This is a genomic window from Streptomyces sp. NPDC028314, from assembly GCF_055565795.1.
Genome location: NZ_JBVHTP010000002.1, coordinates 731668 through 743712 on the forward strand (window position 1 = coordinate 731668; position 12045 = coordinate 743712).

The 12045-nt window shown below is 72.5% G+C and carries 11 protein-coding genes; 8 read left to right on the forward strand and 3 right to left on the reverse strand.

The genetic code is table 11. The features are described 5' to 3' along the window. Positions 1–170: 170 nt before the first annotated feature. The 3 genes from ACZ4TG_RS07545 (at position 171) to ilvD (ending at position 3609) form a co-directional block, all read left to right on the forward strand. A complete protein-coding gene (locus ACZ4TG_RS07545; RefSeq protein ID WP_468160387.1) occupies positions 171–1007 on the forward strand; it encodes a sugar phosphate isomerase/epimerase family protein in 837 nt (278 codons plus the stop codon). Then, entirely contained in the window at positions 1004–1621 is a 618-nt protein-coding gene (locus tag ACZ4TG_RS07550; protein WP_468160389.1) for a TetR/AcrR family transcriptional regulator, read from the forward strand. The genes ACZ4TG_RS07545 and ACZ4TG_RS07550 overlap by 4 nt, the downstream gene beginning before the upstream one ends. Before the next feature lie 137 nt (positions 1622–1758). Beyond that, positions 1759–3609 carry a dihydroxy-acid dehydratase gene (gene ilvD / locus ACZ4TG_RS07555; protein ID WP_468160391.1) on the forward strand — a complete coding sequence of 617 codons (1851 nt, stop codon included), beginning with the start codon at positions 1759–1761 and terminating at the stop codon, positions 3607–3609. Positions 3610–3738: 129 nt separating this feature from the next. Here ilvD and ACZ4TG_RS07560 read toward each other — a convergent pair whose 3' ends face one another. After that, entirely contained in the window at positions 3739–5880 is a 2142-nt protein-coding gene (locus tag ACZ4TG_RS07560) for a protein kinase domain-containing protein (RefSeq protein WP_468160393.1), read from the reverse strand. Positions 5881–5986: 106 nt separating this feature from the next. Here ACZ4TG_RS07560 and ACZ4TG_RS07565 point away from each other — a divergent pair, with 106 nt between their 5' ends. Beyond that, positions 5987–6289 (forward strand): peptidase, encoded by a 303-nt coding sequence (locus ACZ4TG_RS07565; RefSeq protein ID WP_468160395.1) that lies wholly within the window; start codon positions 5987–5989, stop codon positions 6287–6289. An 84-nt stretch (positions 6290–6373) separates the two neighbouring features. Further along, positions 6374–6919 (forward strand): hypothetical protein, encoded by a 546-nt coding sequence (locus ACZ4TG_RS07570; protein ID WP_468160397.1) that lies wholly within the window; start codon positions 6374–6376, stop codon positions 6917–6919. Positions 6920–6940: 21 nt separating this feature from the next. On the opposite strand, the gene ACZ4TG_RS07575 is transcribed toward ACZ4TG_RS07570, so the two are convergent. Next, entirely contained in the window at positions 6941–7555 is a 615-nt protein-coding gene (locus ACZ4TG_RS07575) for a hypothetical protein (RefSeq protein ID WP_468160399.1), read from the reverse strand. Positions 7556–7820: 265 nt separating this feature from the next. Here ACZ4TG_RS07575 and ACZ4TG_RS07580 point away from each other — a divergent pair, with 265 nt between their 5' ends. From ACZ4TG_RS07580 to proC, 3 genes are all read left to right on the forward strand, one after another. Beyond that, the gene (locus ACZ4TG_RS07580) at positions 7821–8615 is read left to right on the forward strand and encodes an ABC transporter ATP-binding protein (RefSeq protein ID WP_468160401.1); all 795 of its coding nucleotides are present in this window, start codon (positions 7821–7823) and stop codon (positions 8613–8615) included. Next, positions 8612–9349: an ABC transporter permease gene (locus ACZ4TG_RS07585; RefSeq protein ID WP_468160403.1), complete on the forward strand. Its 738-nt coding sequence runs from the start codon at positions 8612–8614 to the stop codon at positions 9347–9349. The genes ACZ4TG_RS07580 and ACZ4TG_RS07585 overlap by 4 nt, the downstream gene beginning before the upstream one ends. Positions 9350–9452: 103 nt before the next feature. Continuing rightward, the gene (gene proC / locus ACZ4TG_RS07590; RefSeq protein ID WP_468160405.1) at positions 9453–10262 is read left to right on the forward strand and encodes a pyrroline-5-carboxylate reductase; all 810 of its coding nucleotides are present in this window, start codon (positions 9453–9455) and stop codon (positions 10260–10262) included. Between the two features lie 41 nt (positions 10263–10303). On the opposite strand, the gene trpS is transcribed toward proC, so the two are convergent. Continuing rightward, entirely contained in the window at positions 10304–11302 is a 999-nt protein-coding gene (gene trpS / locus ACZ4TG_RS07595) for a tryptophan--tRNA ligase (protein WP_468160407.1), read from the reverse strand. Between the last annotated feature and the right edge of the window lie 743 nt (positions 11303–12045).

The following is a 12045-nucleotide window of genomic DNA, read 5'->3' on the forward strand; positions in this document are numbered from 1 at the left end:
CCGCCTGGACGGTGGGCGCCCGGCCCCGGCCCGGCCCCCGGTCCCGGCCCGGCCGCCGGTCCCGGCCCCGGCCCCGGCCCGGGGGCCCGCCCGGCCCGGAACGGGGGCCCCGGGGAGGGGGTCGCACCCGCACCGCCCGGCCAGGGCATCGGCATCGGTAACCTGTCCCCGTGGCGAAACCACCCCGACACCAGACCCCGAGCCCACGGCCCAAGGTCGCCCTCTCCACCGCCTCCGTCTACCCGGAGTCCACGGCGACCGCCTTCGAGATCGCCGCGCGCCTCGGCTACGACGGCGTCGAGGTCATGGTCTGGACGGACCCGGTCAGCCAGGACGTCGACGCCCTGCGCCGCCTCTCCGACCGGCACCAGGTCCCCATCCTGGCCATCCACGCCCCCTGCCTCCTCATCACCCAGCGCGTCTGGTCCACCGACCCCTGGACCAAGCTCCAGCGCGCCCAGGCGGCGGCCGAGAGGCTCGGTGCGGGCACCGTCGTCGTGCACCCGCCGTTCCGCTGGCAGCGCGCCTACTCCCGCGACTTCGTCACCGGCATCTGGCGGATGGCCGACGAGACCGACGTCCGGTTCGCCGTCGAGAACATGTACCCGTGGCGCTACCGCGACCGCGAGATGCTCGCGTACGCGCCCGAGTGGGACGTCACCAAGGACGACTACCGCCACTTCACGGTCGACCTCTCGCACACCGCGACCGCCCGCACCGACGCCACCGCGATGATCGACCGGATGGGCGACCGGCTCGCCCACATCCACCTCGCCGACGGAAACGGTTCCGCGAAGGACGAGCACCTCGTCCCCGGCCGCGGCACCCAGCCCTGCGCCGAGCTCCTGCGCGGCCTCGCCCGTACGTCCTTCGACGGCCACATCGTCATCGAGGTCAACACCCGCCGGGCGATGTCCTCGGCGGAGCGCGAGGCCGATCTGGCCGAGGCCCTGGCCTTCACGCGCCTCCACCTCGCCGCCGCCGACACCCCGGCCACCCGCCCGTGACGCAGCCGGCGAAGCCCCGCCGCGGCCCCGGCCGCCCCCGCCAGGACGAGGCCGACGACGGCCCCGGCACCCAGGAGCGGATCCGCCTCGCGGCCCGCTCCGAGTTCGCCGCGCGGGGCTACGACAAGACCTCCGTACGCGGGATCGCCAAGGCCGCGGGCGTGGACCCGGCCCTGGTGCACCACTACTTCGGCAGCAAGGACGACCTCTTCGCCGCCGCCATCGAGCTCAGCATGGAACCGGACCTGGTGGTCCCGCAGATCCTCGGCTCCGGCCCCGACGGCATCGGCGAACGCCTCGCCCGCTTCTTCCTGGGCATCTGGGAGAACCCGGTCACCCGCGCCCCCCTCCTCGCCGTGATCCGCTCGGCCCTCACCCACGAGGCCGCCGCGGCGGTACTGCGCCGGCTGATCCTGCGCCGCGTCCTGGAACGGGTGGCCGCGGACCTCGACGTCCCCGATCCCACCTTCCGCGCCGAGCTCGCGGCCTCGCACATGATCGGCATCGCGCTGCTGCGCTACGTCGTCCAGGTGGAGCCCCTCGCGTCCGCGGACCCGGAGGCGATCGTCGCCCTGGTCGCCCCCACCCTCCAGCGCTACCTCACCGAGGAATGACCGAAGACTGAGCCGCCCGTCCCGGCATCCGGACAAGCTGTCCGTATCCCGGGCGAGAGGCGTAGCCTCGTAACCGAGCCATATCCACAGTCGCGGCGGGCGTTCCGGTGCCCCCGCACTCATGGGGAGTGAACCCGATGCCCGAGCTGAGGTCCCGCACCGTCACCCACGGCCGCAACATGGCAGGCGCACGTGCGCTGATGCGCGCCTCGGGCGTAGCGAGCGAGGACATCGGCAAGCCGATCATCGCGGTCGCCAACTCGTTCACCGAGTTCGTCCCCGGCCACACCCACCTGGCCCCGGTCGGCCGCATCGTCTCCGACGCCATCCGCGCCGCCGGCGCCATCCCCCGCGAGTTCAACACCATCGCGGTCGACGACGGCATCGCCATGGGCCACGGCGGCATGCTGTACTCCCTGCCCTCCCGCGACCTCATCGCGGACTCGGTCGAGTACATGGTCGAGGCGCACTGCGCCGACGCGCTGATCTGCATCTCCAACTGCGACAAGATCACCCCCGGCATGCTGATGGCCGCCATGCGCCTCAACATCCCGGCCGTCTTCGTCTCCGGCGGCCCGATGGAGGCCGGCCAGGCCATCCTCGTCGACGGCACCGTGCGCAAGCTCGACCTGATCGACGCCATGGTGGAGGCCTCCAACGAGAACGTCTCCGACGAGGACGTGCTCCGCATCGAGGAGAACGCCTGCCCCACCTGCGGCTCGTGTTCCGGCATGTTCACCGCCAACTCGATGAACTGCCTCGCCGAGGCGATCGGCCTCGCCCTTCCCGGCAACGGCTCGGTCCTCGCCACGCACACCGCGCGCAAGGCCCTGTACGAGGACGCCGGCCGCACGATCGTCGAGATCACCAAGCGCCACTACGAGCAGGACGACCACTCCGTCCTGCCCCGCTCCATCGCGACCCGCGAGGCCTTCGAGAACGCCATGGCCCTCGACATCGCCATGGGCGGCTCCACGAACACGATCCTCCACCTCCTCGCCGCCGCGCAGGAGGCCGGCCTGGACTACGACCTCACCGACATCGACGAGGTCTCGCGCCGGGTCCCGTGCCTGTCCAAGGTCGCCCCCAACGTGGCGCCGGGCGGCACGTACTACATGGAGGACATCCACCGCGCCGGCGGCATCCCCGCCATCCTCGGCGAGCTGCACCGCGGCGGCCTCCTCAACAAGAACGTCACCACCGTCCACTCCGACGGCCTGGAGGACTGGCTGGCCGAGTGGGACGCCCGCTCCGGCACCGCCTCCGAGACGGCGATGGAGCTGTGGCACGCGGCTCCCGGCTGCAAGCGCTCCGCGACCGCCTTCTCCCAGTCCGAGCGCTGGGACACCCTCGACCTGGACGCCGAGGGCGGCTGCATCCGCTCCGTCCAGCACGCGTACTCCAAGGACGGCGGCCTCGCCGTCCTGCGCGGCAACATCGCGGTCGACGGCTGCGTCGTGAAGACGGCCGGCGTCGACGAGTCGATCTGGACCTTCGAGGGCCCTGCCGTCGTCTGCGAGTCCCAGGACGAGGCCGTCGACAAGATCCTCCGCAAGGAGATCAAGGCGGGCGACGTCGTCGTCATCCGCTACGAGGGCCCGCGCGGCGGCCCCGGCATGCAGGAGATGCTGTACCCGACGTCCTTCCTCAAGGGCCGCGGCCTCGGCAAGGTCTGCGCCCTGGTCACGGACGGCCGCTTCTCCGGCGGCACCTCGGGCCTGTCCATCGGCCACGCCTCCCCGGAGGCGGCCTCGGGCGGCGACATCGCCGTCGTCCGGGACGGCGACCGCATCCGCATCGACATCCCGAACCGCTCCATCGAGCTGCTCGTCTCCGACGAGGAACTGGCGGCCCGCCACGAGGCCCTCGGCGGCGTCTACGCCCCGAAGAACCGTGAGCGCAAGGTGTCCGCGGCCCTGCGTGCCTACGCCGCCATGGCCACCAGCGCCGACAAGGGCGCGGTCCGCGACGTCTCCCGCCTGGGCTGACGCCTGGGCTGACGCCTTCCTTCCGGCCCGCAGGCCTGCGGCCCCGTCCGAGTCCCTCGGGCGGGGCCGCTGCCGTTCACCGGCCGCCGTCCCGCCGCTGCCGTCCCGCCGCCGTTCCCCCGCCGCCGTTCACCACCCGGTGGGGTCCGCCGCGTTCACGGCGAAGACCGACCCGTCGGGCGCGCCGGCGTAGACCCGGCCGTCCGCGGCCACCGGCGCGGGCAGGGTCGCGGTGAAGACGCCCTGGCTGCTGCCCGTCCGCAGCCGGGTCTGTCCCAGCAGGCGCCCGGCGGCCGCGTCGACGGCCAGCAGCCGCCCGTCCGCCGTCGTCAGGAAGACCCGCCCGCCCGCGGACACCGGCCGGGAGGCGGTGGCCGCGCCCGTCTCCAGCCGCCACTGCTCCTTGGCCGAGCCGACCGCCGCGAGTTCGCCCCGGGACCCGAACACGTAGACGGTTCCGTCCTCACCCACCGAGGCCTCCGCCTCGTACAGCGGAGCCGGCAGGCCGACCCGCCGGACGGCACGGGTCGACACGTCCACCCGTACGGTCGCGCCGGTCTTCGCGCCCCCGTCGTTCTCCAGCAGGTACAGCCCCCCGCGTGCCACGCCGACCGGACGGAGCCGGCCGGCGCTCCGGAGCTGCCAGCGCAGGTTCCCGTTCGCCGGGTCCACCTCGGAGATCTGGGTGGACCCGCCGTCGGTGTCGGCCGTCGCCACGTAGAGCACCGCCGCTCCCGGCTCGCCCCACCACACGGAGCCGGTCCCGCCGATCTGCTTCGTCCACCGCTGCGCGCCGCTCGCCGCGTCGAGTGCGGTGACACCGCCCGTCGCCGACACCGTCAGCACGTGTCCGCCGGCGGCGACCACGCGCGTGCCGGCGGCCAGCTTCCGCTTCCAGCGCTCCGCACCCGTGCCCGGGTCGAGCGCCTGGAGCAGCTCGCTGCCGGGCGTCACCGCGAGGACCAGTCCGCCCGCGTGCAGCGGAGTGCTGTCCGGGGCCGGTCCGGACTCCGGCGCCGCCGCGCGCACCGCCCAGGCCACCGCGCCGTTCGCAGGGTCGAGCCGGGCGGCGGTCAGCCCAGGGCCGGAGCAGTACAGGGCAGGGGACTCCCAGGAGCAGGACGCGGTTCGCGCCCCCAAGGACGCCTCCCAGGGCGCGAAGCCCGTCCCCGCTTGCGCCGGCCCCGCTTTCGGCCCCACGGCCGGCTCCGGTGCCTCGCCGCCGCTCCCGAACCGGAGGTGGCCGGCCACCGCGCCCGCCGTCAGCAGCAGCCCGAGCCCTGCGGCCAGCAGCGCCACCCGCCTGCGCCGGCCGCGCGGCGCCGGGCCGGGGGAAGGGGCCGGTGCCGGTGCCGGGTCGGGCGTGGCGATCCGGTCCCGGCGGTGCGTGACCTCCACGCCCGCCACCGGCAGGCGGGGCTGCGGGACGAAGGCGTGGGTGTCCTCGGCGGTGGGGTACGCCAGCGCCCGCATCTCGGCGATCAGCGCATCGGCCGTCGGCCGCTCGGCCGGGTCCTTCGCCAGGCACCGCCCGACGAGCGGCACGAGCCGCGCGGGCAGTCCGGTCAGGTCGGGCTCGCTGTGCACCACCTGGTACGCCACGAGGTAGTGGCTGTCGGAGTCGAACGGCCCCCGCCCCGTCGCCGCGTGCACGAGCACCGCACCCAGGGCGAACACGTCGGCCGCCGTGCCCACGTCCCGGGGCCGCTGGAACTGCTCCGGCGCCATGAACGGCGGCGTCCCGATCAGCTTCCCGGTCTCCGTCCGCAGATCACTGTCCGCGGGCCGCGAGATGCCGAAGTCGATGACCCGCACCCCGTCCGGCGCCATCAGCACGTTGCTGGGCTTAAGGTCCCGGTGCACCACCCCGGCCCGGTGGATGTCCCGCAGGGCCTCCGCCAGCCCGGCGGCGAGCCGCGCCAGCTCGACCGGGTCCAGCACCCGTTCCCGTACGCGCTCGGAGAGCGTCGGCGCGTCGATGAAGGAGGTGGCCATCCAGGGCCGCTCCGCATCCGGGTCGGCGTCGACCACCGGCGCGGTGAAGGCCCCGCTCACCCGCCGCGCGGCGGCGACCTCCTGCCGGAACCGCGCGCGGAACTCCGGATCCACCGCGTGCTGGGCGTGGACGACCTTGACGGCGAGTTTCAGCCCCGAGTCGGAAGTGGCCAGGTGGACGACGCCCATGCCGCCGGAGCCGAGTACGGATTCGAGCCGGTACTGCCCGGCATACTCCGGAAACCCCGCACAGTTCGTCCCGCGCAGCGAATGCACCGCTCACCACCCCCGCCGGAGCCTAGTCGATGGCCCATGCGAACATCCAAGGGCTTGCTACCCTGCGCGCGTTGCGCAGAGCAACACCCAAGGGGGGAGTTTTCGCATGTCCGTTGAGAACGATTCAAGCCAGGCACAGAGCCTCGCCGGCGAGGCCGCATTCCCGACGTTCCCGCTCGCGCCGGGCTACCGGGTGAACGTCCGCAGCGGCCCGGGCACCAATTACGCGGTCATCGACGCCCTGCCGGTCGGCGGCTACGTGACGATCCGCTGCCAGTGCGAGGGCACGACCATCTCCGGCCCGTACGGCACGTCCAGCATCTGGGACTGCATCGGCAACGGCCGGTTCGTGTCCGACGCGTACGTGAAGACCGGCAGCGACGGCTACGTCGCCAACCGCTGCGGCTGATGACCTTCAGGCGGCCGGGCCACAGCCCGTCTGCCACGTGAGACACACCCGGCCCGGGGCGCCCGGCGGGGGATAATCGCTGCTGTGAGCGACGACCAGCGAGACCAGACCCCCGCCGAGGCGGCGGCCGAGCCCGCCCCGCAGGCGCCGGGCGTCCCCGTCGGACCCCAGCCCGAGCCGATCAAGTTCTTCGGCACGACCTGGGTCGACCACGACGGCGGCTACGCCCTGCGCCGCGTCGCGATGGCCGCCGGTTCGCTGATCACCGCCGTCGCCGCCGCGGTCCTGCTGCGCCTGTCCTACGAGGGACTGGAGATCGGCGACGTCGGTCCGTTCCTCAGCATCTCGGTCGTCGTCCTCTTCGCGGTCGCCAGCTCCATCGCCTTCGCCAAGACCTGGGAGTCCTTCAGCCGCCGCCCCCGCCCGTCCTCCGACGAGGCCGCGCTCAAGGGCCTGAAGACGATCGGTTTCATCGGCTCCCTCATCGCGTACTTCCTGCGCTGCCTCGTCGAGGCGCCCGGCGAGAAGCTCCGCCGCACCGAGTACGAGCGCGCCAAGGTCGAGTTCGCCCGCCGCCGCAGCTCCCGCACCGGCAACCCGGCCGCCCGCCGCCCCAAGCGCAAGAAGTAGCCCGGGCGGGACGGGCCCGGGTCAGGGGTTCGTCTTGTTCATGCAGTTCTGCCGGTACGCCTCGTCGTAGGCGGTGTCGTAGCCGACGGCGTAGCCGTTCTGGTAGGCGAGGATGAGCGGGTCCGGCTTCGCCTGCGGGACCAGGCGCGCGTGGGTCCGGACGCAGGTCTTGGCGTCTTCGAGGCCCCAGGTCCTGCCGGCCGCCTGGCCCGCGGCGGCCATGCTCGACTGGGTCTGCTGAGGCGGCTTCTGCGGCGTGGGGGTCGGAGTGGCCCGCGGCGTCGGCCGGTTGGCGCAGTTCTTCTGGTACGCCTTCTGGAACGCCTGGTCGTAGCCCTCCCGGTAACCCTGGATCTTGCCCTGCTCGAAGGCGTTGGGATTGACCGGCGACAACGGGGGCGGAAGCTTCTGGCAGATGGGCGGGCTGCCGTTTTTGAAGCCCGCGGACGAACCCTGCAGATAGCCCTCGCGGCATCCCTTGTGGAAGGGGTCCGACCCGCCGCTCAGACCGTGGCAGATGACGCTCGGCGCGGCGGGGGCCGGGGCGCTGGCCTCGGCGGCGGGTGCCAGTGCGAGGAGAGCGACGAGCGGGGTCGCACCGAGTGTGGCGAGACGTCGTCTGTGATGGAGGGACATGGCGATCCTCGGGGCTGAGTCGTGCGGGAACCCCCCTCCAAGAGCGCAACGCGACCTCCGTGCTGGGCTCTTGCGGCTGACGGGGACCTTCACATCAGGCCCAGTTCCACCGTAGACCCCGATCCTTCCGCCAGCCATCCGGCCACCGCGCCCCTGCGGGCCCGAGGCCCGGACCCCCACGGCCCCAAGGGCCGGACCCCAGCCCCAAAGGGCACGCGGCCCCGCCGGTTGACGCCCGCGTCCGGCCGGGAGCATTATTCATCGCATGATGAATAACTCGCCGGAGGGAGCCCCGGCCGCCGTCCACGCCCACGACCTCACCGTCCGCCGCGGCACCGGCCGCCACCCCCGCACCGTCCTCGACGCCCTCGCCTTCGACGTGCCCCGAGGCCGCATCACCGGCCTCCTCGGCCCCTCCGGCTGCGGGAAATCCACCCTCATGCGCGCCGTCGTCGGCACCCAGGCCCACGTCACCGGCACCCTCGACGTCCTCGGCAGGCCCGCCGGCCACCCCGAGCTGCGCTCCCGCATCGGCTACGTCACCCAGGCACCCTCCGTCTACGACGACCTCACCGTCCGCCAGAACCTCGACTACTTCGCCGCCGTCCTCGACCCCGGCCGGGCCGCCGCCGACCGCCGCCGCACGGCCGTCACCCGCGCCATCACCGACGTCGACCTCACCAGCCGCGCCGACGCCCTCGCCGGCAACCTCTCCGGCGGCCAGCGCAGCCGCGTCTCCCTCGCCGTCGCCCTCCTCGGCACCCCCGAGCTACTGGTCCTCGACGAACCCACCGTCGGCCTCGACCCCGTCCTGCGCCGCGACCTGTGGAACCTCTTCCACGACATCACCGCCGCCCGCGGCGCCACGATCCTCGTCTCCTCCCACGTCATGGACGAGGCCGAGCGCTGCCACGACCTGCTCCTCATGCGCGAGGGCCGCATCCTCGCCCAGGACACCCCCGACGCACTGCGCACCCGTACCCGCTCCGCGACCGTCGAGGAGGGCTTCCTGCGCCTCGTCGACGAGGCCGACGCCCTCGCCGAGGAGAGCCACCGATGAACCGCGCCCGCACCCTCGCCACCGCCGGCCGCGTCCTGCGCCAGCTCCGCCACGACCCGCGCTCCATCGCACTGATGCTGCTGGTCCCCGTACTGATGCTGATCCTGCTCCGCTACGTCTTCGACGGCAGCGCCCGCACCTTCGACACCATCGGGGCCTCCCTCCTCGGGATCTTCCCCCTCATCACCATGTTCCTGGTGACTTCCATCGCCACCCTGCGCGAACGCACCTCGGGCACCCTGGAACGCCTCCTCGCCATGCCGCTCGGCAAAGGCGACCTCATTACCGGCTACGCCCTCGCCTTCGGCGCCGTCGCCGTCCTCCAGTCCCTCCTCGCCACCGGCCTCGCCCTCTGGGTCCTCGGCCTCGACGTGGTCGGCTCCCCGTGGCTGCTGCTGCTCGTCGCCCTGCTCGACGCCCTGCTCGGCACCGCGCTGGGCCTGTTCGTCTCCGCCTTCGCGGCCTCCGAGTTCCAGGCCGTCCAGTTCATGCCGGCGGTGATCTTTCCCCAACTCCTCCTGTGCGGCCTCTTCGCGGCCCGCGACACCATGCACCCCGTCCTCGAAGGCCTCTCCGACGTCCTGCCCATGTCCTACGCCGTCGACGGAATGACCCAGGTCCTCACCCACACCGACATGACCGCCGAGTTCATCCGCGACGCCGTCGTCGTCGCCGCCTGCGCCCTGCTCGTCCTCGCCCTCGGCGCGGCCACCCTGCGCCGCCGCACGCCCTGACCGCACCCTGGACACCCCCTCGCCGTTCCCGGCGCGGGTGCAAGGATGAGGACGTAGACGCAGCACGCGTGCACGCACAACCGTTCGGCGAGGTGAATCGGGCATGACCCAGACAGTCGCAGTCCTCGGTACCGGCAAGATCGGCGAGGCCCTGCTCAGCGGAATGATCCGCGGCGGCTGGCCCGCCTCGAAGCTCCTCGTCACCGCCCGCCGCCCGGAGCGCGCCGAGGAACTGCGCACCCGCTACGGCGTCGAGGCCGTCACCAACGCCGAAGCCGCCAAGCGCGCCGACACCCTAATCCTCACGGTCAAGCCGCAGGACATGGGCAAGCTCCTCGAAGAGCTCGCCCCGCACGTCCCCGCCGACCGGCTCGTCATCAGCGGCGCCGCCGGCGTCCCCACCTCCTTCTTCGAGGAGCGGCTCGCCCCCGGCACCCCCGTCGTCCGCGTCATGACGAACACCCCCGCCCTCGTCGACGAGGCCATGTCCGTCATCTCGGCCGGCAGCCACGCCACCGCCGCCCACCTCCTGCACACCGAGGAGATCTTCGGCGGCGTCGGCAAGACCCTGCGCGTCCCCGAGTCCCAGCAGGACGCCGCGACCGCGCTCTCCGGCTCCGGCCCCGCCTACTTCTACTTCCTCGTCGAGGCGATGACCGACGCCGGCATCCTCCTCGGCCTGCCCCGCGCCCAGGCCCACGACCTCATCGTCCAGGCCGCCATCGGCGCCGCCGTGATGCTCCGCGACAGCGGCGAACACCCCGTCAAGCTCCGCGAGGCCGTCACCTCCCCGGCCGGTACGACCATCAACGCCATCGTCGAGCTGGAGAAGCACGGCGTACGGGCGGCCCTCATCGCCGCCCTCGAAGCGGCCCGCGACCGCAGCCGCGAGCTCGCCTCCGGCAACAGCTGACGAACGGTACGGGCCCCCGCGCGCGGGGGCCCGACGCCCTTTCAGGGCTCCAGCAGCCCGATCGCCCGGTACGCCCGGTCCACCACCGGCCGCGCCAGCCCCCGGGCCCGCTCGGCCCCGGCCCGCAGCACCTTCTCCACCGCACCCGGATCCGCCGCCAGCTCGGCGTGCCGCTCCCGTACCGGCCGCAGCACCTCCACCACCGCCTCGGCCACGTCACGCTTCAGCGCCCCGTACCCCTGGTACCCGTCGGCCAGCGCCCCGGGCTCGCCCCCGGTGCAGGCGGCGAGGATGTCGAGCAGGTTCGCCACCCCGGGCCGGGACGCCCGGTCGTAGACCACGCCGCCGTCCCCGCTGTCGGTGACGGCCCTCATCACCTTCCTGGTGAGCACCGCCGGCTCGTCGAGCATGAACACCACCCCGGGCCCGGCATCACCGGACTTCCCCATCTTCGACGTCGGCTCCTGCAGGTCCATGACCCGCGCGGCGACGACCGGAAGGCTCGCCCTGGGCACGGTGAAGGTGTGCCCGTACCGCTGGTTGAACCGCACGGCCAGGTCCCGGGCCAGCTCCACGTGCTGCCGCTGGTCCTCACCGACCGGCACCTCGTCCGCCCCGTACGCCAGGATGTCGGCCGCCATCAGCACGGGATAGGTGAGCAGCGACAGCCGTACGCCCTCCCCGGCGCCCTGCGCCTTCGCCGCCTTCTCCCTGTACTGCACCATCCGGCGCAGCTCGCCGTCGGTGGCGGTGCACTCCAGCAGGTACGACAGCCGGGTGTGCTCGTCGACGTGGCTCTGTACGTACAGGGTGCACCTCTCGGGATCCAGCCCGGCGGCGAGCAACAGTGTCGCCGCCTGCCTGGTGAGCCTGCGGACCCGCGCCGGATCGTGCTCCACGGTCAGCGCGTGCAGATCCACCACGCAGAACAACGCCTCGTCCGGCTCCTGGTCGGCGGCGACCCACTGCCGCACGGCCCCCAGGTAGTTCCCGAGCGTCAGATGCCCCGTCGGCTTGACCCCGCTGAAGATCCTCGTCATGTCCTGTCTCCCTGCTCGTGTGGGTGTGTGTCCCGCACCGCCGCGTCGGGCGACCGAGCCACTCCCGGGAGGGGGAGAAACAAAAACGGCCGCCGAGGCGGCGGCCGTGAGCGCATGCGTGCTCGCGTGGATGGTCGGCCGCCGTCAGGCGGCCCACCAGCGAAGGCTGAGCGTGAGCGCATGCGTAGTCATGGACACCAGGTTAGCCCGACGGGTGGCGCCTGTCCCGGGGTTGACACACCCTTGCCATGTCCGTAAGGTTCTTCGAGTTGTCCGAAGTGAGCGCCGACCCCGGTCGGTCCCCGGACGACCATCCCGCACTACACATTCGAACGAACGACGGACTTTGTCGTCTCGTTTTCATGCGTATTTGCGAATGAGGAATCCGTGTCCCAGGACGCAGCCGCCGATTAGGTTCGGGGGCGAGGAATCCGCTACTGTCTCACTCGCCGCAAGGGCCCAACAGCCCAAGCAGCACAACCCGCTGACTGGGAGTCAGGCCCGAAAGGATCTGATAGAGTCGGACTCGCCGGAAAGGGAAACGCGAAAGCGAAGAACTGGAAAGCGAAACCCGCTTCGACCGGGAATCGGACACGAAAGAGTCTGATAGAGTCGGAAACGAAGAACGAAGCCCGGAGGAAAGCCCGAGAGGGTGAGTACAAAGGAAGCGTCCGTTCCTTGAGAACTCAACAGCGTGCCAAAAATCAACGCCAGAAGTTGATACCCCGTCCACTCCGGTGGAT

Excerpts from the sequence above, each read along its gene's own strand:
- ilvD (WP_468160391.1), top strand. The coding sequence starts at position 1,759 with ATGCCCGAGCTGAGGTCCCGCACCGTCACCCACGGCCGCAACATGGCA.
- ACZ4TG_RS07565 (WP_468160395.1), top strand. The coding sequence starts at position 5,987 with ATGTCCGTTGAGAACGATTCAAGCCAGGCACAGAGCCTCGCCGGCGAG.
- ACZ4TG_RS07575 (WP_468160399.1), bottom strand. The coding sequence starts at position 7,555 with ATGTCCCTCCATCACAGACGACGTCTCGCCACACTCGGTGCGACCCCG.
- ACZ4TG_RS07580 (WP_468160401.1), top strand. The coding sequence starts at position 7,821 with ATGATGAATAACTCGCCGGAGGGAGCCCCGGCCGCCGTCCACGCCCAC.
- ACZ4TG_RS07585 (WP_468160403.1), top strand. The coding sequence starts at position 8,612 with ATGAACCGCGCCCGCACCCTCGCCACCGCCGGCCGCGTCCTGCGCCAG.
- proC (WP_468160405.1), top strand. The coding sequence starts at position 9,453 with ATGACCCAGACAGTCGCAGTCCTCGGTACCGGCAAGATCGGCGAGGCC.
- trpS (WP_468160407.1), bottom strand. The coding sequence starts at position 11,302 with ATGACGAGGATCTTCAGCGGGGTCAAGCCGACGGGGCATCTGACGCTC.